The sequence below is a fragment of the Flexivirga oryzae genome (assembly GCF_014190805.1).
Lineage (GTDB): Bacteria > Actinomycetota > Actinomycetes > Actinomycetales > Dermatophilaceae > Flexivirga > Flexivirga oryzae.
Genome location: NZ_JACHVQ010000001.1, coordinates 719,683 through 741,306 on the forward strand (window position 1 = coordinate 719,683; position 21,624 = coordinate 741,306).

Here is a 21,624-nt window from a genome sequence, read left to right on the forward strand (position 1 = left end):
TTCGCTCACTTCCAGTCGAGTTCGACAGGCCCGGACAGCCGTGCCGCCAGCCACATTCCGTGGCGGCCGAGAGCATCCTGGCGTGGAGCACCGACAGCCGTCTCCAGACCGTCGACCCGAGCGCCACGGAACGTGGGCGTAACCGAGCCGAAAATCTTGCGGGTGATGAACTGCCCGAGCTCCGCACCCGTCTTCGCAACCGCGGAATCACCCACGGTCGCAACCCAACTTGGAATCTCATCGCCGTCGAGGAGGAAGGACTCGCCCTCTTCCCAGCTGACGGGTTGACCCACGACGTCATCGAGCCGGCACTCGGCAGGTCCGAGATCACGCGCCATCCATGGCTCTACGAGGAACCCGAGCAGGCCACGTTTTCGCCAGGGCTCCCGCGTCCAGATCGCTCGGGCGGCGTCCTCCCGACGATGCCACTGCTGACTTGAAATGCCGTCCACAGTCGTCACCCGGGCGTACGCACGTGACATGGCGACATACAACATCGTTGACGCGCGGTCGGTGTCGTCGTCCCAGCTCCAGTCATTCGGGTCAACCAGCACGACGTTGTCGAACTCCAGCCCCTTGGCGCGGTGCACCGTCGACACCAGCACGGGGGACTGCGGGGTGCGGCGGAAGAGGCCGCGACCTCGCGGCGAGTTCAGCGCAGCGGCCAAGCGGGGGATGCTCAGGGCGCTGCCTGAATGGTCGAGCGAACGAGCGAGCCTCCACGACGCGACCGGATCAGGGCAACCGGAACCCTCTGCCAGCCCTGTGAACTCGTCGAACTCGATGGTGTCCGACTCGTGGTCGGCGAGTGCACGGGCGATCCAGGGTGGCAAACCGGCATCCAGCACGGATGTCGCGGTCTCACTCCGCAGCCCGAACTCGGACAACCGCTGTGCGGTGAGGGCGGCGCGCGCATTCGTGTCGCACAGGAAGGCGGTGCGTCCGGACCACGCGGCGACAGTCTCGACTGCATCCTGGTCGAAGTCACCGAGCGGTGAGATGTCGGCGAGCGCCGCCTGGAGCCGCCGCAGGCGGGGCATCGCCACCAGGTTGAGCAGCTCTGACCGGACACCGCTGATGGCTCTTGCCGTATCGGTCCGCGACCGGTGGTCGCAGTTCAGTTCGACGACGCGCGGATCGAAGGATCCCTTGATGCTCTGCAGCAGGTCGAAGCAGGTCTTCGGGTGTTCCTTGGTCAGCTGGAAGTCGTACAACGCCTGCATGGTGTCGCCGAGAAGTGTGAAGCCGGTATCTGTCGCCACGCCTCTTCTGAGGAGCATCAGCACGAAATCGGCGCGGATACCGACGACGTCCTGCACCTCGTCGATGACGACGTGGCGGAGGTTGTCGAAGACCGGCTCATCGGAGTCCCGCAGCAACTCGGTCGCTTGCTGGATTGCCTTGTCGTAGCCGCGAAAAGCGGGCTCGTCGTCGGACAGCTCGACGATGACCTCGTGTGCAAGCGAATCGATGGTGCGAACTTCGACCGTCTCTCCCTCGTCGACAACCTCCGCGGTGCGTTGCTCGACCACGTCAACTGCCGCCCGGCTGAAGGAGATGACGAGGATCTGGTCCGGGTCGACCTCGTCGTCCTCCACCAGATGCGCGGCGAGCGCCCCGACGACCTCCGACTTTCCCGCTCCGGGGCCTGCAAGGACTATCTGTCGATCTTCGGGGGCGATGTCGACAGCTGTTCGCTGCGATGTGTCCAGCTCGAAGGTCACGATTGTCCGCGCTCCGTCCAGAGATGCTCGAAGTGGCGGAAGGCGAACTCCTCGCCGTAGTTCGTGAAGTTGTCGGCGATGTTGACGATCCGGACGTGCTCGCTGCCGCCGTTGAGTGGTCCTCGAAGGCCGCGCCCGACCATCTGCTGGTAGACGTTGGGGCTGAAGGTCGGTCGGGTGATGTAGACCGCATCGACGGCGGGAACGTCGAAACCCTCGGTGAAGACGTTGTAGTTGGTGAGGACCCTGACTCGCCCTTGCTTGAAGTCCTCGACGTTTTGTCGCCTTGCCGCATTGCTCGTTTCTGCGTCCACTGCTCGGGCCTCCACACCGTGATAGCTCAGCAGCGCCGCGAGAACTCTCGCGTTCTCGACGGACGTCGCGAAGAGCAATACCTTCGAAGCTCCTTGCTGGAGCAGCGACTCGACGATCGTGTTGTTGCGTGTCCGGTCCTGACCGAGGCGATCGGTTACCGACGGCGAAAGTCGCTTGAACTTGTCTGAGTCTGAGAGCTCATCGTCGGTGAGGGTGATCTCAGTGCCTGTCAGCTCGATCTGGTCGACCTTTGCGAGCACACCGAGGTCTTGGAGATAGCCATAGGCGTCGTCATCGGGGAAGATGCCCTCGTCGAGGCGGGTTCGGTAGCGATTGATGAGCCGCTGTGTCTCATCCTTGTTGAACCCGCGGAATGGTGTGGCGGTGAGGCCGAGCAGCGGGACCCGTATGTCTTGTGACCGATTGACCGCGCCGACGGCACGGAGCATGTCGGAATACTCGGACCCGATGGACCGGTGTGCCTCGTCAACAACGATCATGTCTGGTTCCTGGAGCCAGCCATAGGCCGTGGTCCAGTCGCCACCATTCCTTCTCAGGATGCTGCTGATCTTGGCGATCGACGCAACCACGACCTGATAGCCGTCACGCTCCTCCGGCTCGTTCGAACCCCAGAGACGGCTGAGTGTCAACGGGCGGCCCTTCCTGCCCAGCATTCGCCATACCAACGACCAGGACTGCACTGCCTGCTCACACAGCTCATCTGTCTCGGCGATCCAGAGAACCTTGCAGTTGCCGCGTGTTTGCTTCATGTGTTCGACGATCGCTTGTACCGCGACACGCGTCTTGCCGGATCCCGTCGGTAGCGACACGAGACCGCGGTTCGATTCTCCGGTGGCCAGGAACAGCTGCTTGATCTTGTGGCCGATCGACATCTGGTACTGGTGCAGCTCCCCAAGCGATGGGGGGCCTTCGATTTCGATCTCGGCTTCTCGCGTTGACCCTGCGAATCCAGCAAATTCAGGTGGGAAGCCAAGATTTCTGACCCATGAACGAGCGGTGTTTCTGCCGGCCCACTGCGACGGAGGGTCGAGCCGATTGATCTCCAATTGTTGCCGGTGCTTCTGCAGCACTCCGAAGCCATCGACCGACCGCGCGAGGCGAGCAACCTCCAATGGCTCGAGCTCACGGTCGAGGGAGCCGGTGAGCGCGTCGATGGCCGCAGCCGGAATTGACGACTTCAAGTCGTCGACACCAATGGCCAAGATCAATTTCTCCAGGACGTCCTCGGTGTCGCGTATCTGGACGCGAAGCTGCTCCAGTCGCTGCTTCTCCATCCGGCTGAGGATCGCGTCTGGTCGGAATCCCGTGCCGGTCTCCCGGGCAATGACGGCGAGCACGTCGCGATCTTCGCCGGCGGTGGTGAGCAACCTCGAACCGTCCAGCCGGGAGATCAGATGCCGTGAGGTCTGTCCGTTGGGGGTGGACGTCAGGAGTTCGATCGAGTTGCACGGCTGAATCTCGAGTCCGTGCCAGTCGATGTCCAGCGAGTTCCGCAGCGGCGGGAATCGATCCAGAGCGACGTAGGGCTCGCCGGAGATGTCGGGGACCACCTTCTCGGTGAGCATCTCCTCTCCGACGTCCAGGCCCCACTGCGCGACAAGAGTCTCTGCATCGTCGGTCGTCAGAGTCTTCACGACCGGGATGTCCGCCTCGAGCAGTGAGCCGTAAGTGTCTTCGCGGGCTGTGACTGCGGCTTTCGTGGGCGCAACCTCAACGTGCCCACGACCCTTGCTGACCTTGATTCGCTCCGGCGGCTTGACATCGCAAAAGGCGGCCCAAGCGTAGAGCTGGAATCTGCGCAGTGCTTCCCACCCCGTGGCCTTTCCCAGCAGTGCTGCCCATGCCTCCGGGCTGAGGTCCTCAGGGGCGTCCTTGATGTGAAGCGCGTCCGCCTGCTGGTCGGTCAGGCTCTCTTCCACGTAGGGAAGACAGGCGAGGTCTTCCGCGCCCATGTCGTCGCCAGGTCTGACGAGGCAGGCTGAGATCGGCTGTATGCCCGCTCCGGTGCGGAGGACGCCATACTTTGCAAGTCGGAACCACACCGGATCCGGTACCGAGAACCGTTGCCCGCTGCCGCCACGTGCCAGGCGCCATACCTCGGTGCCGTCCAGGGCACGCAGGGCAACCCGAGTAACGGCGTGTTTGCCTTCGTCTGACAGCTCTGGCAGGTATTCCATCGGCCAAAGGACGGGCCTGCGGTCAATTTCGACGCTGGCTTCCTGCAGCCGAGGCTGCTGCGTACGTGCCCGGTATTGCTGCCGGACGTCCTCGGCGCTCGCTGTCCGCCACGGTTCCGCGGGCGGATCGACGAGGCGTCGTGGCTGATCGACCAGCCCCAAGGCATCGAGGAGGCCGAGGTCTTGCTGATGGAACCGGTGATCGACCACGAAATCGACGTCGCGAGTGCCGTCCGCTGGGATGATTTCGCCCGGGAGGAACACCTGACCCGGTGACTTCCACTTGCCGGAGAAGGTGCGCACTCGCAGCCCCGCGGCGAGCTCGTCGTCGTTGCGGAAGACGTCGCGAAAGATCTCTTCCGCGTCGTGGGGATCGAGACGACGGGACGAGGACCACACACGAGTCCAGTCGATCGGTTCGCGGCCGAGCTCGCCTCGCAATTCGCCGGCATCGTCGAAGATCTCGATGCCGAGCACGTGCAGCGCCTGCTCGACTGCAGGGTCGGCTGCCAGGACCCGGTCGATGATGAGCTGTCCCGGCTTGGTTGCGCCTCCAGGCATGAAGACTTGTCCTCGACGGGGAGCGTCGAGCGTGCCGTCTTCGAGGAGGAGGATGCGCGCGAGTCGGAGTTGGTCCCGGAGCGCTGGATCGCGCTGGACCATTGATGCAACGATTCGGACGGCCGCGGCGGAGCCTTCAACCCCTGCCTTTGCGATGTGCTCGACCCACTCCTTGACACCGACAGCGGTCTTCTGGTGGAAATTGAACAACCGCAGCACTTTTGAACGTCGCTCGTTGCTGAACACCTCATGGCTGACCCAACTGCCAGGGTCCTGGCACGCGCCCTTCCAGAGCTCGAGCTCCTCTGTCGTGACTTTGTCCGGATGGAGCTTGACCATCCGCGGGTGCCTCAGCTCCCCGGCCATGTTCGGGATGCACTGATTCTTTGACGCGACCTCATAGATGGGCTGGTTGATCACATCATCCGCATGCCCGCGGCTCTCCTGCCCGCGAGCTGGGAGCGCGTCGATCGCGACACATGGTCGCTCGGGAGTTGTCAGGGCTGGAAGTGTGGCGGACACGAGTCCGGGAAGTACCTCTGTCAGCAGCTCGTCGTTGAAGGTACCGGCGAGCAGGCGCTCGCGGTCGTCTGCGAGCTTCCACGGGGCGTTCACGATGCCGGACAGCGTCGTGAACTCGGAAGTCGGGAAGTACGCCCAGAAAAGGCCGACGCGTTGCGACACTCCCTCAACAGGCGCCGCCCAGCTGATGTCGACGGACTCGCGTGCGGCCTGGTAACCCCCTTCACGGAGCGCCTCGACAGACGGGATGTGGGTTCGCGAGGTAACTGCCCACTTCGACTTCTTGCCGGCGTTGTCGAGCGCGAACAGGCCGTCATCGTTCCGTTGCATGGTGATGCGGCGGGATGAGCCCGTTGCGAGCCGGTCCTCGAGGTCGAGTTGGTTCACATGCTGCGAGAAGAGCAGGAACTCCGCAGGGAACGTCCGGATCGAGTCCGCGATGTGTTGCCGCTTCGTGAGATGTGGGAGCACGACGATCGTTGTCGCCCACTTCATCAGGCTGTCGAGCACCGGATCTGCTCGTCCGGCCTCGCCGGGATCCAGGACCTCTGCGAGTCGCGCGACCGGGTAGTCGGGCCGCCCGGGGATCGCGCGTTCGAGGCGTTGCCGCGAGCGCGCGCGGTCGAAGCCGAGGGAACCCGAGCGGCTGTAGATCTGCGGGCTGTCAGTTACGGCGAGCACCGACTTGAACCCGAGTCCGAACCTGCCGATCTGATCGTCACGTTTCGCCGACAGGTGCGCCGCCATGAGCGTCTCTACCCCGTGAACAGTCAGAGGGGCGCCCCGGTTGGCGACATACAGGGTGTGATCAGTGAGGAGCACCTCGCAGCGACCGCCCTGACTCTCGCGCATGGCGTCCGCTGCGTTCTGGAGCAGTTCGTAGAGCTGCCGCTGCGAGTAGGCTCCCTCGTGGATGGAGCGCTCGGTGTTGGCGTCTTCCTCGAGGCGCTTCGGATCGGCGCGGTACGTCTCGAGAAGTCGGTCGTTCTGAGTGTTGACTGTCGCGGCAATCTCGCCGTCAATGCTTGCCCAAGTCGCCATTCGTCAACGCCCCTGTTCGTACCGATCTCTCCACGATCTCCCGCGTGTTGAGTGAGAGGAAGACTATCTCGATCGTCTTGTCATTGCTGGGTTTTCGCTTGAGTGATTGTTCGCTCGACGACTTGCACTCCTTCTTCCAACGGTGTGCATTCCCAAATTCGTATCACGGTCCAACCCGCCTCCTGTAGGCGGCGGTCCGTATCTCGGTCACGGGCACGGTTCCCGGCGAGTTTCTGCTCCCACCAATCGTGGTTCGCGGTCGGCTGCGTCGCGTGGGTCGGACAGCCGTGCCAGAAGCATCCGTCCACGAAGACGGCCAACTTGAGACGGGTGAAGAGCATGTCCGCACGTCGACGCGGCATGCCGGGGAGCTGAGCATCGACGAGGTACCGGTAGCCGCGTCGATGGAGTGCCCTACGAAGCTCGAGTTCCGGCGCCGTGTCACGACGGCGCTGACGCCGCATCCTGGCGGACACCGCGTCGCTCGACGGCACCGGTCGCGTCATACATCTTGTCTACACCTCGGGCGATGTCGGCGGGTTGACGGCAGGCTGTTGGTACCTGCAGTTAGTCTCCTGCCATGAGCCCGCGCCTCCCCGTCGTCCGATGAGCACGGCGGCGATCACCGTCCTGGATCTCTTCAGCGGTGCGGGCGGCTTGACCGCAGGTTTCCGAGATGCGGACAGCAGATTTCAGACATTGGCTGCGGTCGAGCACGACGTAGCCGCAGCTGCGACGTTCCACTTCAACAATCCTGAGGCCAGCGTGCATTGCGGCGACATCACCGACTGGGTGGATGCCGGCGAGGTTCCGACCGCCGACGTCGTCGTCGGCGGTCCGCCATGTCAGGGTTTCTCGGCGCTCGGGAAACAGGATGTCAATGACGAGCGCAACCAGCTTTGGGAGCAATACGCACGGGTACTTCTGCTGGCGCGTCCGAAGTACTTCGTCGTCGAAAACGTGGCGACATTCCTCCGGAGCCCCCAATTCGGTAAATTCCGAGAGCGGATCGAACACGGTGATCTCGCTGACTGGGGCGTGCGGTTCGATGTTCTGAACTCCGCGGACTACGGCGCCGGCCAGGAGCGTAAACGTGCTGTGATGATCGGGTATCACCGCGATCTGTCGTTCCCGGGTTGGCCCGATATCACGCATGACAAGGAACATCGGGTGGACGTCAAGGCTCGTCTGCTCGGACTTCCCGAGGTGGTGCGACGGCAACTGCTGCCGAATCGCTCGATCGAGTTTGATGGGCGCGAACTACCCGGCATCTTCCGCACTGACGAGCTGCACTTGACCCGCACGTACGAGTTGATCTCCCTCAAACGATTTGCATATATCCCGGAGGGCGGCAGCCGCAAGAACATCCCGTACGAGCTATTGACGCCGTGTTGGCGCAAGCACCAAACAGGCGCGAGTGACGTGATGGGGCGCATGTCCTGGAACAAGCCCTCCGTTACCATTCGGACGGAGTTCTTCAAACCGGAGAAGGGGCGCTATCTCCATCCGACTGAACCTCGCGCGATCACGCACCACGAGGCAGCGCGCCTGCAGGGTTTCCCCGACGACTACAAGTGGGTCGGGAACAAGACGTCGATCGCTCGACAGATCGGAAACGCCGTCCCGATCAAGCTCGGTGCGGCAATTGGCGGGGTTATCGCCCGCGCGATGTAGGGTCGGCGCGTCCCCCTTTGCTGGGGAGGAAATCACTCTAACTCGCCTTATCCCTGGTAGAACCGCTTAGCGACAGACCTGATTGGTGGCGAAGGGAGGAACGCACGTGGCGGGCGATGGTTTTATTCGCGCGTACGGCCTTCATTGGTTGCGGGATGAAGTTGATTGGGGATCCAGGTACGGGCAGCTCGCAGGTCGGATCGGAGAGCGAAAACCCAAGCTTCGAGTCGCCAATTTCTGGGCACAGACCGGCATTTACGTCTTGCACGACGATTACGGCGCGTACTACGTGGGCCTGGTGCGCGATCAGGACCTGGGAGTCCGCCTCGCGCAGCATACGAAGGACCGCCACGCCGACAAGTGGGACAGGTTCTCCTGGTTCGGGTTCAATCGTGTTCTCACGACTCAGGACTACAGAGGTTACCTTCGTCTCGGAAAGCGCCCACAGACTCTGCTGACGGACAACGTCAAGACGATTGGCGACATTGAGGCGCTGCTGATTATGTCGCTGGGTACTCATCGCACGGGGAACAAGCGAGAGATGAAGTTCCAAAGCGCGCACCGATGGGAGCAGCTGTGGGACGATGAGATCGAATCCACTTTGGCAAAGCATCGAGGAGCGTGACCGGTGCGCCCCGCAGCCGCACGCTACCCGGACGTCGACAGTTCCAGTGCGATCTGGTCCTGCCTCATTTGTCACACTCTAGTTGGCGAATCCTCAATGTCCACACCGAAGTTCACGGCAAGCGTCTCGAGCCGGTGCTGGTAACCCTGACCGATCGCACGAAAGCGCGGGGAGCCGTTCCGCCAGTAGACGGCGGCAAGCAGCATCGACGCTTCCTGATCGGCGGCGTCCAGCGTCGCGTGGATCAATGACACGCCGTCGAGACTGCGGACATCGAGTTCGATCGCACCGAGCTGCCCGAAGACTCCGTCGCCGTCGATCGACGCCGCGAGCATGACGCGACTCGTGGCCTCGAGGGCGCTGGGCCGGATGTTGGCGACGGCCTGGCCGATGGTGTCGAGCTCCAGGTCGACGGCCCCGCCAGGGTGTTCGCGCTGGTTGTAGAAGCAGAAGTCGTCATCGTCACCCACCAGCTCATCGTCGCCAAGGACGAACGCCACCACGTCGACGTCGCCGATCGCCGCAGAGTGTGACCACCGGACTGTGACGATGAGGGGTGCATCCTCGACGTCGGTGACACCCCCGCGCGGGAGTTCGGCGACCTCGGACTCGGTGACCATCGGAGTGCCGGTCGTGAGTGAGTGGACGACCGTGCTCTGGTGGCCTTGCTCGACCGGTTGCAGTGAACGCTGGTCGAGCACCAACAGGTTGCTGTCCTGGACGCGGGCCCAACGCTGATCGGTCTGATGCCCCGACAGGGGAACGGCAGCCGTCACGGACGCCGTCAGGTTGACCGCGCAGGCTCCACCGCTTTCGACGATCCGATCACGGGTGGAGTGTGCCTCGTCCGGAGCGCCGCCGATGATGATGACGCGGTGCCCGGCCAACGGTCCTCCGCGGTTCGGAGTTGGTTTGGGTGTGCGCTTGACGGTTGGCGCCGCTGGGGGCGTGGTGGGGGATTGCTTCGCGACGCCTGGCTGAATAGCGCTGAGCAGACGCCGATACTGCGCTTCGGTCAGGATGCTGGTGCCGTGCAGCCGGGCACGTTCGGCCTTGCGGGTCGTGGTGGTTCCGTTCGAAACCAGCAGGCTGGTACGGCTGCTCACGCTGTTCATCACCGCAAGCCCCGCTTCGGTGGCCTCCTCGATGAGGAGCGTTCGGTCGACGGCGGTCGGGCCGGTGAAGACGACCGTCATACCTTGCCGAAGTGACTCGCCTGTGGTGTGTCTACCGGGGTACTTCCACGGGCAGTTCGCGCGAGGTGCCGTTGGCGGGTAACCGTTCCTTGGCCAGGGTCGGGAGATCGGCAACTGCAGGTGAAGGAACGATGCGTAGGCGAGGGAGTGACGGGTGACCTCCACCAATGCGCGGACATCGTCAGCCGCGTCGTGCGGGCGAGCCTGCGACACACCCCAGTACTGACAGATGGTGCCCAACTTCAAGTTGGGCAGCGGCAGATCGAACATCGCAGATGTCTGCCAAGTGCACAGGCGCTGATGACTCGGGAAATGCGCCGCCGCCCGATCTGCCTCGCTCGACAAGAAGTCCCAGTCGAATCGCGCGTTGTGCGCGACGAAGACGCGTCCGTTGATGAGCTCGTGGATGTGGTCGGCGACGTCCGCGTAACGCGGCGCACCCCGCAGGCGAGCGGCGGTGATGCCGTGGATGTGCACAGGGCCAGGATCGCGCTCTGGGTCGACCAGTGTCGTCCACTGCTTCTCCAGAGCGCCGTCGGCCGTCAGCTGGGTGACGGCGATCTGGAGGACGCGGTCGTTGTCGGGACTGAGTCCTGTCGTCTCGACATCAACGACGGCGTAGGAGAACGGGAATGCCTCCGCGACCTCTCTCGGCAGGACTCCCGGGCTCGACATACCCGGATGGTAAGGGCGTGCGTCCTTGGCCTGTACGGGTTTTGAGGATTCCAGGTGTGCAAGAAAGGTTGGTGTTGGTTGTGCTACAGCCCGAGCCTGTTGCCGTCGGGTGAGATCCACGTGAGGCCGCAGTTGGTGCACGCGCGGTCGGGGTTGCTGTCCGAAACCAAACAACCACCGACTTGAGCGTTGGACGGCCAAGTCTGCTCGTAGTCCCACGCTGGCATGCCGAACCAGATGGCGTTGACTTCGGCGCTGCCACAGGCGGGGCAGTTGCCGAGGTCCTTCAGCGGTTTGGGCATGCAGTAAGGCTATTGCTGAGGTGTGACAGTGGCGCGGGGGTCTCGATGCGGGTTCGTGCCTCGCCTACTCGACCCGCGGTGGGTGGGCTCGGACCTCGATACGCGCTTCCCCCGCTTCGCTCCTCCAGCGCTACTCGGCCAGCGTGGGTGTCGATGCGGGCAACTCGCTCCTCCAGCGCTACTCGGCCAGCATGGGTCTCGATAAGGGCGTGAGCGCGGCGGTGGGCGGTGGTGTTACGAGTTGACCGTGGAGTCGAGGAGCTTCGGGGTGGCGCCCTGGAACGCGACGCCGGTCGGCTTGATCGTCATACGGATCACACCTTCCTGGTAGGCGCAGTCGAGCCAGTTCTCGTTCAACGTCGACACCTTGCAGGTGATGTTGGAGGCGTCGTCGACCAGGATCACGTGCTGGGTGAGGACCGGGGCGCCGTGCACCTTCTGCAGGCCGAGGCCGGAGGCCCAGGCGGCGTCGCCGGACTCCGGGAGGTACGCGACGTCCCCGCCGCAGGCTCCGCCGACCTCGCCGTCCGCGTTCAGGATCGCGGCGTTGATGGCCACGTCGTCCGACGGGCACTTCACACCGGGTATGTCGTAGGGCTTGTCCATGCCGTCCGCGCACGTGACGCCGGCGGCGTTGAGCAGACAGGCGGCCTTTGTCGGGCCGACCATGAAGCCCGCCCGGGACTTGACGTGGATGACGCGGTCGGCCTGCTCGGTAGTGGTGGTACTCGTTGGGCTCGCCGTGCTGCTGGTCGTGGTGGCAGCGCTCGAGGTGGTGGACGGCGGTGAGGCGATCGGGGAGACCTTCGTCATGGTCGGCCCGGAGGTCGATGTCGGTGCGACAGCCGACGACGTCCCAACGGATCCGCCCTCCGAATTGCACGCTGCCAGTGGCGCGACCAGTGCGACGGCCGCGGCTGCCAGCGTCATACCCCGAAGCTTCGTTGTCATGCTCGTTCCCCTCCCGAGTGGTCGCCGGTGTGAGCGGCTGTGCTGAACACTATGACTGACGGGGGTGCGGGGTGGGCGGTTCCCGACGTGACGCGGGGTGGCGCGGAAATCCGATGAGCGCGAACGCCACGGCATACGGCCACCGCCTGCCATAGTCGGATTGTCGACAATTCGTGCGGTCATGGGGTCTCGATACGCGCCCTCGTTCCTCGGTCGCTACTCGACCAGCACGGAGGGCCTACTCGACCGGCACGGAGGGCCCAGTCGACCAGAATGGACTGGCGAAGGAGATGGGAACAACTGTGAGTGAAGCGAATACGACGATCGAGCACAGCCCGAAGAAGCTGCGACCCCGACACATCACGATGGTCACCCTCGGCGGGATCATCGGCTCCAGCCTCTTCGTCGGGTCGTCCAGCATCGTGCATTCGGTCGGGCCTGCGGCGGTGGTCTCGTATCTCGCCGGCGGGCTGCTCGTCTACCTGGCGATGCTGATGCTGGGGGAGATGGCGGCGGCGCGGCCGGAGGTCGGGTCGTTCATGGAATACGCGCGCGTCGGGATGGGTGACTGGGCGGCATACCTCGTCGGCTGGCTCTACTGGTACTTCTGGGTGGGCGTCCTCGCATACGAGGCGGTCATCGGCGGGCACACGCTGCAGGGCTGGTTCCACGCGCTGCCGTCCTGGTTGTGGTCGCTGCTGCTGCTCGGCGTCTTCGTGTGCACCAACCTGATCTCCGTGCGGTCCTTCGGCGAGACCGAGTTCTGGCTGGCCAGCATCAAGATCGCCGCCATCATCGTCTTCATCGTCGTCGGTGCGCTCTTCGTCCTCGGCCTCTGGCCGGACGGACACTACGCCGTCGGAAACCTCTGGCAACACGGTGGATTCGCGCCGAAGGGGACTGGCGCCATACTCACCGGAGTTGCGCTCGTGATCTTCTCCTACTTCGGCACCGAGATCGCCGTCATGGCCTCCGCCGAGTCCGAGGATCCCGCCAAGGGCGTCAAACTCGCGACCGTCACCGTCATCTGGCGGGTGCTGCTCTTCTTCGTCGGGTCGATCCTCATCATCACCATGGCGGTCCCGTGGGATCAGCTGCCGCAGGCGACCGGCGTCGCCGACGCGCCCTTCACCATCCTCTTCGACAAGTTCGGCATCCCGGCCGCCTCCAACATGATGGAGCTGGTCATCTTCACAGCCGTGCTGTCGGTGCTCAACTCCGGCCTCTACTCGGCGTCGCGGATGTTCTCCTCGCTCGCACGGAAAGGTCTGGCGCCCAAGGCGGTCGGCTACCAGGCACGCAACGGCGTCCCCGTGGTTGCCGTGCTCGCCTCGACCAGCGGCGGCGTCATCGCAGCCATCGCCAACTTCGTCGCACCCGACTCCGGCATCTTCGACTTCATCATGAACTCCGCCGGTCTGGTCGCCCTCTTCGTCTACGTCTTCATCGCGCTGACCCAGATGCGGCTGCGGCAGAAGATGACACCCGACGAGGTCGCTGCGCTGCAGGTGAAGGTGCGTTTCTTCCCGTGGCTCAACCTCTTCCTGATCGCCGGTGTCGTGGTCGTCGTCATCATCATGCTGACCACCTCCACCGGCCGTACGCAGGTGTGGACCAGCCTGGTCGCGACCGGTGTGCTCGTGGTCTTCTGGCCGCTGGTGCGGCGCAAGCTGCAGCTGATGCGCGCGGAGGAGCAGCAGGAGGACGTGCTCGTGACTGAGTGAGGGTGCGGGCGTCCTGGCACGGGCGTCAGGGCAAGAACTCAGCCCGCAACGCTTTCATGGGCGCCAGGAGTTGCAGTTCGTCGATCGGCGAGGGCAGGAAGTCGCCGTTGTGCCGATAGAACTCCCGGGCAGCGGAGTCACGCGCGTGCACGAGCAACGCTGCGGCGCCGAGTGATTCGCTGAGGACGGCAACCCGCTCGAGTGCGTCCCGGAGCAGTCCGGCGCCGATGCCGGACCCCCTGGCTTCGTGGTCGACTGCAAGCCGGGCGAGCACGATCACCGGCATGGGATCGGGCCGGCTGCCCTTCCTGAGCGTGGGCGGCACTGACGTGAGCGCGACGCTGCCCGAAGCGATGGCGTAATAGCCGACCACGCGCTTGTCGACGGTGGTGACATACGTGATCGCATTGTTGGCTCGGAGGTTCTCCCAGGCGTAACGATGCAGCCAGGTGTCGAGCTCGGCGGCACCGCTGTTGAAGCTCGTGACGTCATCGCCACGCTCCAACTTCCGCGGTCGACGCGGGCGGTCGTTCACTCGTCGTCGGAGAAGGGATCGGGGCGGCGCCGTAGTGCGCGGAAACGCTCGGTCGAGGGCAGTGGTTTGTCGAGCATGTCGACGAATTCATCCCATTGCTGCTGGGTAACGCTGAACCACCGGCGATCCGCGAGGATCTTCTCAGCGCGATCGACGGCGCTGTCCAGCACGAAATCGGTCAGCGTCGTGTCCGTTGCCGCGGCCGCACGGCGGAGCATCTCGGCCTGCCGGTCCGTCGCTCTGAAGTTGATCTGCTGGCTCTTCGGGTGACGTTGTTGGGTAGCGCTCACCAGCCGCACCTCCTCATTCTGTATAGCGATTATACCTACACGAGCGTAGTTTCGTGACAACTACCTGCCGCACATCATGGATCCGCCACGGTTGCCCGTGGGTAGGCGTCGAGCAGGTGCCGCTTCACCGCAACCGGCCTTGTGGTGGCAGGTCTGAGCGAACTCGGGCACGCTGAAGGGAACATTTGCGCACCCTGCCGGCGACAGGTTCGGTATGCAGGATTTCCCGGGATCCACCGTCACGGATCCCAGCGACGCAGAGCTCGCCCGCGTGATGGCCACGGGCGACTGCTCCGCGCTGGAAACCCTGTATCGGCGGCACGCGCCCTGGCTCACCGTCCGGCTCCTACGGCGCTGCAATGACAAAGGACTCGTCGCCGAGGTCATCCAGGACACCTTCCTGGCCGTATGGCGGGGAGCCGACCGCTACCGCGAGGACGGCGAGGTCGCCGGCTGGCTGTGGGGCGTGGCGATCCGGCGCCTGGCGTCGAGCCTGCGCAAGTCCCGGCACCGCGAGATCGCCCGCGACCCCTGGACCGTGCTGGCGGGTGACGCCGTCGCGGCAAGCGCCGAGGACAGGGTGCTGCTCGGCGTCGAGTACGGCGACCTCGGCACCGCTCTGACCCGGCTCAGCCCCCAACTACGCGCCGTCGTGCAGGCCACGGTCCTGGACGGACTCACCACCCGCGAAGCCGCCCGGCTGCTCGGCGTGCCGTCCGCGACCGTGCGCACCCGGCTGTTCCGGGCCAAGGCCCAACTGCGCCGCCACCCGTCCGAGGAGATGTCATGAACGCCTGGCACGCCGACCCGCGGGACCTGCGCGCCTGGGTCGACGGTGACGCCGGCCTGGCGCTCGGCGCCTCGATCGAGCAGCACCTGATCGGCTGTCCCCAGTGCCGTATGGCGATAGCCGGCCTGGTCGACGAGCGCCCTCCCGTGCACGACGCGGTCGACGCCGGGTGGGAGGGCCTGCTCGCGAGCGTCCAGAGCCCACCCCTCGGGCCTGTGCACCGGCTGCTGGCCCGGGTCGGTGTGCCGGTCGCCGACCTGCATGCGGCGCGATCGGCGACGACGCCACGGATCGTCTGGTTGCTCGGCACCATCTTGACCCTCGGATTCGTGGTGATGGCAACGGTTTTCAGCACGGGCGACGGCGGAGCTGAATCGTTCCTCGCGGTTGCGCCGCTGGTGCCGGTGGCCGGTGTGGCGCTGCTCTGCGGACCGCGGACGGACCCCGCGCACGAGCTGCTGGTGGCGGCGCCATACCCGCTGATCCGGCTGGTGCTGCTGCGCACCCTCGTCGTGCTCGCCACGTCGGTGCCGGCGCTCCTGATCACCGGGCTGCTGCTCCCGCTTCCGTCGCGCGTCGCGACGCTCTGGCTGCTGCCGTGCGCCGGGTTCATCGTCGCAGTGCTCGCCAGCGCGACCTGGATCGAGATCGAACGGGCCGCGACCGGCGCCGCCGTGCTCTGGATCGCGGCGGTCGTCGTCGGCACCCGCCGCGGAGCATTCGACCACCTGCTCGGCGCGGCCGCCATCGAGACCTACGTCGCGCTCATCGTCGGCGCCGGCCTCGTCCTGCTGTACCGCGCCCGCGCGCCACGCTCCGCCATACGACTTCGTTGAACCACAAGCCGATTCGCCCCGTCGAGCCCACCCGACGAGAGAAGGAACCATGACCCACAACACCATCACCGTCAGCGGGGTGAGCCGCACCTTCCAGGGCTCGCCCGCCCTGTCCGGTGTCGACCTGGAGATCACCCGCGGCCTGACCGGCCTGCTCGGACCCAACGGCGCCGGCAAGACCACCTTGCAACGCATCCTCGCCACGGTGCTCGCACCCGACGAGGGATCGGTGCGGATCCTCGGCAAGGACCCGCGCACTGCGGCCGAACGCACCGAGATCCGCCGGCACATCGGCTACCTGCCGCAGGAGCTGGGCTACCCGCGAGGCTTCACGGCATACGGGTTCGTCGACTACATCGCGGTGCTCAAGGGCTTCGACGACACCAAGCAGCGACGCGACGCGGTGCGTTCCGCGTTGCACAGTGTCGGGCTCGATGCATTGTCCACCAAGCGGATCTGCGCCCTGTCCGGTGGTCAGAAGCGTCGGGTCGCGCTGGCGCAGGCGCTGCTCGGCGCTCCGGAGCTGCTCGTCCTCGACGAGCCGACCAACGGCCTTGACCCGGAGCAGCGGGTGTCGTTGCGCGGGGTGCTGGCCGAGGCCGGCAGGCACGCCACCGTCCTGCTCGCCACCCACCAGACCGAGGACGTGGCCGCGCTGTGCGACCGCGTGGTCGTGCTCGACGGGGGACAGGTCCGGTTCGAGGGCACCGTCCCCGGGTTGCTCGCGACCGCGCACGGCCGGGTGTGGCTGGCGCAGACCGCCGACCCGGCGGCACAGGTGTCCTGGCGAACCCCGGACGGCCGTTACCGCAACGTCGGCGGCCGGGCGCCGGTGGACGCCGAGCTGACCGATCCGACCCTGGAAGACGCCTATCTGATCCTGCGCGGCGCCGCCGCGCGCGACACGGAGGTAGCAGCATGAGCGCCATCGCGTTTCCTGCGCCGGTGAGGGCCGAGCATCCTTCGACGTTGGCCCAGCTCGCACGGCTCGAAGCAGTCCGGTACGCCAAACACCCGCTGTTCCTGCTCGGGTTCGCGCTCGCCCTGGTGTGCGAGGCAGGCACCTTCGGGCCGATCGAGCTGGACCGCCAGGTGGTCCCCGCGTTCTTCATCGGCCTGCTCGGCATCGTGGTCGGCGCCCGGTTGACCCGCACGATCGATCGCGCGAACCCGCTGCTGGAGTCGGTGCCGACCAGCGAGGCGACTCGCACCGCCGCTCTGTGCCTGGCATGTTCGGTGCCGATGAGCGCCGGGCTGGTGACGGTGCTGTTCCACCGCGCGTTCCTGGCAGCGAACCCGGTCCCGGACTTCACCTACGGCACCTACCACGGCTGGCAGCTGGTCATCATCCAGTTCGTGCTGCCGGTGCTCGCCTGTGCCGGCGGACCACTGCTCGGGGTGGCGGTCGGCCGCTGGCTCCGGCTGCCGGGAGCTGCGCTGCTCAGCTTGCTCGTCGTCATGGTGTGGTCGATGATCGTCTCGTACGCGCCCATGCAGAACATGGACGCCAACACCTGGCCGTCGCGGATCCTGCACCTGGCCGGTCCGTACACGGCGTGGGCATCGAGTGACGCGAGCGAACTCCCACCGACGACCGTCACGTCGTTCACCGGGTCGACGCTGTGGTTCGCCGTCTGGACCGTTGCGCTGTGTGCTCTGGCGGCCTGCGGGGCGCTGTGGCACGACCGCGGTGCCCGGTCACGTCGGTTGCTGAGCGTCGGTCTCGGCTGGATCGCGATCGCACTCGTCGCCTTGGTCCTGGCGGTGCTGGGTGGCAACACGCACTTGTTCAACACGACGGTCGACGGCACCGTGCCCACCGACACTGCGGCGCAGTGAGTCCGCTCGCCCGGGCGCTGTTGCGAACCGTCCCCTGGGCGCCGGTCGTCGGTATGACGGCCGGCGTCGCCGTCCTCTTCGGGTGCGCGATCCTGTTGCGGCACAGCGCTATTTCCGGGCTCCTGGTGGTTGTGGCACTCGGCGCGGGCGCTGGCTGTGCAGCGTTCCTGCTCGACGAACCGGCGGTCGAGATCGCCGACGCGACGCCTGCGTCCCGGGGTCGTCGGGCCGGGTGGAGAGTGGCGCTCGCGCCGCTGGTCGTCGGTGTGCTGGTGGTCGGCTTGCTCGCCCTCGGCGGGTTGGATCCTGCGACGCACTGGTCGCGGCTGTGGGTGGTCGGTCTGGCCGGGACCCTGCTGGGACTCGGTGCGGCCGCTGGTCTGAAGCGCGGCGGGCGTGCTGCTCCTGGCGACCTGGCGGCGGTGCTCGCGTGCGGTGCGGTGGTGCTGATCGCGCTCGCGAACCCGCTGCAGCGGTGGGTGCCGGGGCTGCCCCTCGGTGCGGGGGAGTCGGCGGCGCGAAGTGTGGTCATGTGGGTCGCGCTCGGTGTGGTCGGGGCGCTCGCTACCGTCGCGCTCGAGCGTGACCCGGGGCGCTGAGGGCGCGCACTGGCGTCGCTCACAGCGTCGCGCGCACCCGCTCGCTCCAGTCGCTGATCAGCCCGGCCAGCGCCCGCGGCCGCTCGTGGATCAGCGCGTGCCCGGCGCCATCGATCACCGCCACCGTCGTCCTCGGGTAGATGTCGAGCAGGTGCACCGCATCGTCGAATCCGACTGTGGTGTCGTGCAATCCGGCGGCGACTAGCGTCGGGTACGAGTACGTCCCGTGCCCCATGTCGATCGGGAACTCGGTGAAGATGTCGGTGAGGGCGCTCTCGTTCACCAGGCTCGCGCTCGGCACCACGCTGTCGCGGTAGCGGCGGCCGGTTGCCGGGGTCCGGACGACGAAGTATTCGTCGAAGCCGGCGTGCTGGGAGGGGTCGAGCTCGTCATACGCCCTGTCGTCCTGCACGACGACTTTTGGGGACGGCCGCTCGCCGACGCTCTCGGACAGCGGGCAGATCAGGGCGAGTCCGGCGACCAGGTCCGGCCGGCGCGCGGCGAGTCCGCGTGCGAGGTAGGCGCCATACGACTGCCCGAGCACGAGCGCCGGCCCGTGGACGGTTCGTTCGATGAACGCCCCGAGCGCGGTCACGACGTCGTTGTTGCTGGCCAACCCGACCGCCGTGGACCGGCCCATGGCCGGCAGATCCGGGTAGATCCGGCGGCAGTCGCCGTCGGGGAGCAGCGGCTCCAGACCGGCCTCCAGCTCACGGTGATCCACCGCGACCCCGTGCAGCGCCACGAGAGGCAGGCCGCTGCCGTGCTCGACGTAATGGATCACGAGATCATCGATCCGGCACTCCATTCGACAACGCTACCCGCGCCGCGGGCGGTTAGTCTTGGTGTAGTCGCCTGGGCACACGAGATGCGCCGCACGCACGCGGCGCTGCGAAAAGCGTTGGAGGCGGCCCGCTCGCCGGGCGCGGCCCTTGGTGATCAGGAGCTGCTGCTGCACTGCCGCGGGTTCTGCAGCGCCCTCGAAAAGCACCACCAGGGTGAGGAATTGATCCTCTTCCCTGCACTCGAAGCCACCCATCCCGAACTGGCGACGGTGCTCCGTGCGCTGGTAGAGGATCACGGGCTCATCGCGGAGTTGCTGTCGGCGATGGGGGAGGCGCTCGCATCGGATGCGCCGGTCGTCGAGCTGGAACGGCAGTTGGACGGCATCGGCGCGATCATGGAGAGCCACTTCCGGTATGAGGAGCGGCAGCTGCTGGGTGTGCTCGACACGCTCGAGTTGCGTGCCGATGTCGGCGAGGTGTTCGGGCCGGTCGAGGTCGCCGGCGACATACCCTGACTGGATGCGTCTTTTCTCACTGCTCGTCACCGCGCTGCCGCTGGTCGCCGTGGTGGTGGTCGTGCTGCTGGTGATTCGCACCAGCCGCAAGATGCCTGCGAAGGGCCGTGCCCGGTATGACGTCGCGAACGGCTCCGGGGTCTGGTACGCGCAGGTGCGCGCTCCGGGAATCCGCCTGACGACGCTCCGCAACATGCTGAACGACTGGGGCCTGCTGCAGGTGGATGGCGGGCAGGTCACCTTCACCCCGGACGGCGCACAGACCCCGGCGTGGAGCGTTCCCGCGACCCGGATGCGCGTGCAGTGGCCCTCCGGGATCGGCACCACGTTCAATGCCGAAGTGCCGCAGGTCGGCAAGGTCACCATCGAGCCGAGCACGAGCCGGAGGGCGCGGTGGCGCTCGGCCGGCTCGTGGCCGGGCTCCGATCTGCGCACCACGCAGGACGTGGTCACGATCCTGCACGGGTGGGGCGCGCGGGCGTAGCTGGGCGGTCCGGTCGAGTATGCCGGGAAGCGGTCGCCGACCCCGGAGTGTTTGTCCACATCCCCCTGTCGTGACCTGTGGACGATGAGCCGGTTTTGCAGGGGATGTGGATAACAACTTGTTCCGAAAATGCTTGTATTGCAGTAGTATTCGTGACATACTCGAACACATGAACGAGGAACCGCGGGACAACGGACCAGGCGCCGGCGGCGTACTGGACGTGACCGCGGTGCGCGCCTTCCACGACCGCCTCGACACGCCCCTGACCGCCGGTGACGGCGCCGATGTGGAAGCCCTGGTGGAAGAGTTACGGGTCCTGGACGAGTTACGCAACGCGATCACCGCCCGGCAGGCGCGGGCGGTCGTGGCAGTGCACGACGCCCAAACCGCCCGCGACATCCCGCGCGGGATCACCGCGGCGGACACGACCCGGGTGGTCGGCTCGCAGGTCGGGTTCGCCCGCCGGTGCACCCCACACCAAGGTGCCGCGTTCGTGGGGTTGTGCCACGTGCTGGTGGGGCACATGCCGCACACGCTGGCCGCGCTCGCCGCCGGCGTCATCTCCGAGTGGGACGCGACCCGGATCGTGCGGGAAACCACCGGCCTGACCGGTGACCAACAATCCGGCGTCGACGCCGGGATCCGCGACCACCTCGGCACCGCCGCCAGCACCCGGCTGGCCGCACTGGCGAAAGAGCAAGCCATGCTGGTGGCCGCCGAGGCGGTCGCGGCACGCCGCCGCGCCGCCCAAGCCCGGCGTGGGGTGAGCCTGCGACCCGCCGGCGACACCATGGCCTACCTGACCGCCCTGTTACCGGTCAAGGACGCCCTGGCGTGCATGACCGCCCTCGAAGACGCCGTCACCACAGCGCGTGAAGCCGCCGCCGACGCCGGGGCAGACCCCGGCAGTGTGCACCGGGGGCAGGTGATGGCCGACACCCTGGTCGAACGCGTCACCGGCAGGGCGAAAGCGCACGACGTGTTCGGGGTGACGGTGAACCTGCTCATGCCCCTGGACACGCTGCTGGGCGACACGCCCGCGCACGTGCCCGGGTACGGGCCGGTGCCGGCGGACCTGGTGCGTGAATGGGTGGCCACCGGGGACCCGACCGGTCCGCGGCTACGCCGGTTGTTCACCCACCCCGGCACCGGCGACATCATCGGCATGGAGTCCCGTGCCCGCCGCTACCCGGGGTTGCTGGCCCGCCTGATCCTGTTCCGCGACCAGACCTGCCGCACGCCCTGGTGCAGCGCGCCGGTGCGGCACACCGACCACATCACCAGGCACACCGACGGCGGCGCCACGTCCGAACGCAACGGGCAAGGACTGTGCGCCCGCTGCAACTACGCCAAAGAACACCCCGACTACCACGTCACCGGCCACGCCGGACACACGAGCTGTCAAGTCCCGGGTTTGGTTGAGGCTCAGCGGGTTTGATTTTC

At 66.2% G+C, this 21,624-nt stretch carries 20 protein-coding genes; 11 read left to right on the forward strand and 9 right to left on the reverse strand.

Annotated features, from left to right (window positions below; all coding sequences use genetic code 11):
- Positions 1 to 5: 5 nt before the first annotated feature.
- From FHU39_RS03215 to FHU39_RS03225, 3 genes are all read right to left on the reverse strand, one after another.
- Positions 6 to 1,724 carry a UvrD-helicase domain-containing protein gene (locus tag FHU39_RS03215; RefSeq protein ID WP_183318923.1) on the reverse strand — a complete coding sequence of 573 codons (1,719 nt, stop codon included), beginning with the start codon at positions 1,722 to 1,724 and terminating at the stop codon, positions 6 to 8.
- Positions 1,721 to 6,361, reverse strand: coding sequence for a DEAD/DEAH box helicase (locus FHU39_RS03220; RefSeq protein WP_183318925.1), 4,641 nt, complete (start codon positions 6,359 to 6,361; stop codon positions 1,721 to 1,723). Before FHU39_RS03220 ends, FHU39_RS03215 begins: the two co-directional genes overlap by 4 nt.
- Before the next feature lie 80 nt (positions 6,362 to 6,441).
- The gene (locus FHU39_RS03225; protein WP_183318927.1) at positions 6,442 to 6,867 is read right to left on the reverse strand and encodes a DNA mismatch endonuclease Vsr; all 426 of its coding nucleotides are present in this window, start codon (positions 6,865 to 6,867) and stop codon (positions 6,442 to 6,444) included.
- 100 nt (positions 6,868 to 6,967) lie between these two features.
- Here FHU39_RS03225 and FHU39_RS03230 point away from each other — a divergent pair, with 100 nt between their 5' ends.
- Together FHU39_RS03230 and FHU39_RS03235 are read left to right on the forward strand one after the other, a co-directional pair.
- Positions 6,968 to 8,035, forward strand: a complete 1,068-nt coding sequence (locus tag FHU39_RS03230; RefSeq protein WP_183318929.1) for a DNA cytosine methyltransferase — start codon at positions 6,968 to 6,970, stop codon at positions 8,033 to 8,035.
- Positions 8,036 to 8,141: 106 nt separating this feature from the next.
- Positions 8,142 to 8,660, forward strand: coding sequence for a GIY-YIG nuclease family protein (locus tag FHU39_RS03235; protein ID WP_183318931.1), 519 nt, complete (start codon positions 8,142 to 8,144; stop codon positions 8,658 to 8,660).
- Between the two features lie 71 nt (positions 8,661 to 8,731).
- Here the strand turns inward: FHU39_RS03235 and FHU39_RS03240 are convergent, their stop codons facing one another.
- From FHU39_RS03240 to FHU39_RS03250, 3 genes are all read right to left on the reverse strand, one after another.
- Positions 8,732 to 10,531 carry a TerD family protein gene (locus FHU39_RS03240; protein WP_183318933.1) on the reverse strand — a complete coding sequence of 600 codons (1,800 nt, stop codon included), beginning with the start codon at positions 10,529 to 10,531 and terminating at the stop codon, positions 8,732 to 8,734.
- A gap of 83 nt (positions 10,532 to 10,614) precedes the next feature.
- The gene (locus FHU39_RS03245; RefSeq protein WP_183318935.1) at positions 10,615 to 10,833 is read right to left on the reverse strand and encodes a hypothetical protein; all 219 of its coding nucleotides are present in this window, start codon (positions 10,831 to 10,833) and stop codon (positions 10,615 to 10,617) included.
- A gap of 234 nt (positions 10,834 to 11,067) precedes the next feature.
- Positions 11,068 to 11,784, reverse strand: a complete 717-nt coding sequence (locus FHU39_RS03250; RefSeq protein WP_183318937.1) for a hypothetical protein — start codon at positions 11,782 to 11,784, stop codon at positions 11,068 to 11,070.
- A gap of 302 nt (positions 11,785 to 12,086) precedes the next feature.
- On the opposite strand from FHU39_RS03250, the gene FHU39_RS03255 reads away from it, so the two are divergent.
- Complete coding sequence (locus FHU39_RS03255; RefSeq protein WP_343065720.1) at positions 12,087 to 13,508, forward strand: amino acid permease; 1,422 nt, start codon at positions 12,087 to 12,089, stop codon at positions 13,506 to 13,508.
- Positions 13,509 to 13,533: 25 nt separating this feature from the next.
- On the opposite strand, the gene FHU39_RS03260 is transcribed toward FHU39_RS03255, so the two are convergent.
- Both FHU39_RS03260 and FHU39_RS03265 read right to left on the reverse strand, forming a co-directional pair.
- The gene (locus FHU39_RS03260) at positions 13,534 to 14,043 is read right to left on the reverse strand and encodes a GNAT family N-acetyltransferase (protein ID WP_183318941.1); all 510 of its coding nucleotides are present in this window, start codon (positions 14,041 to 14,043) and stop codon (positions 13,534 to 13,536) included.
- Positions 14,040 to 14,342, reverse strand: a complete 303-nt coding sequence (locus tag FHU39_RS03265; protein ID WP_183318943.1) for a type II toxin -antitoxin system TacA 1-like antitoxin — start codon at positions 14,340 to 14,342, stop codon at positions 14,040 to 14,042. Before FHU39_RS03265 ends, FHU39_RS03260 begins: the two co-directional genes overlap by 4 nt.
- A 205-nt stretch (positions 14,343 to 14,547) precedes the next feature.
- Between FHU39_RS03265 and FHU39_RS03270 the strand changes: the two genes are divergently transcribed.
- From FHU39_RS03270 to FHU39_RS03290, 5 genes are read left to right on the forward strand one after another with little or no spacing between them, the layout of a single operon-like run.
- Positions 14,548 to 15,123, forward strand: coding sequence for an RNA polymerase sigma factor (locus FHU39_RS03270; RefSeq protein WP_183318945.1), 576 nt, complete (start codon positions 14,548 to 14,550; stop codon positions 15,121 to 15,123).
- Positions 15,120 to 15,959, forward strand: coding sequence for a hypothetical protein (locus FHU39_RS03275; RefSeq protein ID WP_183318947.1), 840 nt, complete (start codon positions 15,120 to 15,122; stop codon positions 15,957 to 15,959). Before FHU39_RS03270 ends, FHU39_RS03275 begins: the two co-directional genes overlap by 4 nt.
- Before the next feature lie 49 nt (positions 15,960 to 16,008).
- Positions 16,009 to 16,881 (forward strand): ATP-binding cassette domain-containing protein, encoded by an 873-nt coding sequence (locus tag FHU39_RS03280; protein ID WP_183318949.1) that lies wholly within the window; start codon positions 16,009 to 16,011, stop codon positions 16,879 to 16,881.
- Positions 16,878 to 17,798, forward strand: coding sequence for a hypothetical protein (locus FHU39_RS03285; protein WP_183318951.1), 921 nt, complete (start codon positions 16,878 to 16,880; stop codon positions 17,796 to 17,798). Before FHU39_RS03280 ends, FHU39_RS03285 begins: the two co-directional genes overlap by 4 nt.
- A complete protein-coding gene (locus FHU39_RS03290) occupies positions 17,795 to 18,397 on the forward strand; it encodes a hypothetical protein (protein WP_183318952.1) in 603 nt (200 codons plus the stop codon). Before FHU39_RS03285 ends, FHU39_RS03290 begins: the two co-directional genes overlap by 4 nt.
- Before the next feature lie 19 nt (positions 18,398 to 18,416).
- Here FHU39_RS03290 and FHU39_RS03295 read toward each other — a convergent pair whose 3' ends face one another.
- A complete protein-coding gene (locus FHU39_RS03295; protein ID WP_183318954.1) occupies positions 18,417 to 19,205 on the reverse strand; it encodes an alpha/beta fold hydrolase in 789 nt (262 codons plus the stop codon).
- 60 nt (positions 19,206 to 19,265) lie between these two features.
- Here FHU39_RS03295 and FHU39_RS03300 point away from each other — a divergent pair, with 60 nt between their 5' ends.
- The 3 genes from FHU39_RS03300 to FHU39_RS03310 all read left to right on the forward strand — a co-directional run bounded on the left by FHU39_RS03300 (position 19,266) and on the right by FHU39_RS03310 (position 21,619).
- Complete coding sequence (locus tag FHU39_RS03300; protein ID WP_246336152.1) at positions 19,266 to 19,697, forward strand: hemerythrin domain-containing protein; 432 nt, start codon at positions 19,266 to 19,268, stop codon at positions 19,695 to 19,697.
- A gap of 4 nt (positions 19,698 to 19,701) precedes the next feature.
- Positions 19,702 to 20,181 carry a hypothetical protein gene (locus FHU39_RS03305; RefSeq protein ID WP_183318958.1) on the forward strand — a complete coding sequence of 160 codons (480 nt, stop codon included), beginning with the start codon at positions 19,702 to 19,704 and terminating at the stop codon, positions 20,179 to 20,181.
- Between the two features lie 169 nt (positions 20,182 to 20,350).
- A complete protein-coding gene (locus FHU39_RS03310; protein ID WP_183318960.1) occupies positions 20,351 to 21,619 on the forward strand; it encodes an HNH endonuclease in 1,269 nt (422 codons plus the stop codon).
- Positions 21,620 to 21,624 lie beyond the last annotated feature (5 nt).

Coding starts and splice junctions, on each gene's coding strand:
- FHU39_RS03220 (WP_183318925.1), bottom strand. CDS start 6,361: ATGGCGACTTGGGCAAGCATTGACGGCGAGATTGCCGCGACAGTCAAC.
- FHU39_RS03225 (WP_183318927.1), bottom strand. CDS start 6,867: ATGACGCGACCGGTGCCGTCGAGCGACGCGGTGTCCGCCAGGATGCGG.
- FHU39_RS03230 (WP_183318929.1), top strand. CDS start 6,968: ATGAGCACGGCGGCGATCACCGTCCTGGATCTCTTCAGCGGTGCGGGC.
- FHU39_RS03240 (WP_183318933.1), bottom strand. CDS start 10,531: ATGTCGAGCCCGGGAGTCCTGCCGAGAGAGGTCGCGGAGGCATTCCCG.
- FHU39_RS03245 (WP_183318935.1), bottom strand. CDS start 10,833: ATGCCCAAACCGCTGAAGGACCTCGGCAACTGCCCCGCCTGTGGCAGC.
- FHU39_RS03250 (WP_183318937.1), bottom strand. CDS start 11,784: ATGACAACGAAGCTTCGGGGTATGACGCTGGCAGCCGCGGCCGTCGCA.
- FHU39_RS03270 (WP_183318945.1), top strand. CDS start 14,548: ATGCAGGATTTCCCGGGATCCACCGTCACGGATCCCAGCGACGCAGAG.
- FHU39_RS03275 (WP_183318947.1), top strand. CDS start 15,120: ATGAACGCCTGGCACGCCGACCCGCGGGACCTGCGCGCCTGGGTCGAC.
- FHU39_RS03280 (WP_183318949.1), top strand. CDS start 16,009: ATGACCCACAACACCATCACCGTCAGCGGGGTGAGCCGCACCTTCCAG.
- FHU39_RS03285 (WP_183318951.1), top strand. CDS start 16,878: ATGAGCGCCATCGCGTTTCCTGCGCCGGTGAGGGCCGAGCATCCTTCG.
- FHU39_RS03295 (WP_183318954.1), bottom strand. CDS start 19,205: ATGGAGTGCCGGATCGATGATCTCGTGATCCATTACGTCGAGCACGGC.
- FHU39_RS03300 (WP_246336152.1), top strand. CDS start 19,266: ATGCGCCGCACGCACGCGGCGCTGCGAAAAGCGTTGGAGGCGGCCCGC.
- FHU39_RS03305 (WP_183318958.1), top strand. CDS start 19,702: ATGCGTCTTTTCTCACTGCTCGTCACCGCGCTGCCGCTGGTCGCCGTG.
- FHU39_RS03310 (WP_183318960.1), top strand. CDS start 20,351: ATGAACGAGGAACCGCGGGACAACGGACCAGGCGCCGGCGGCGTACTG.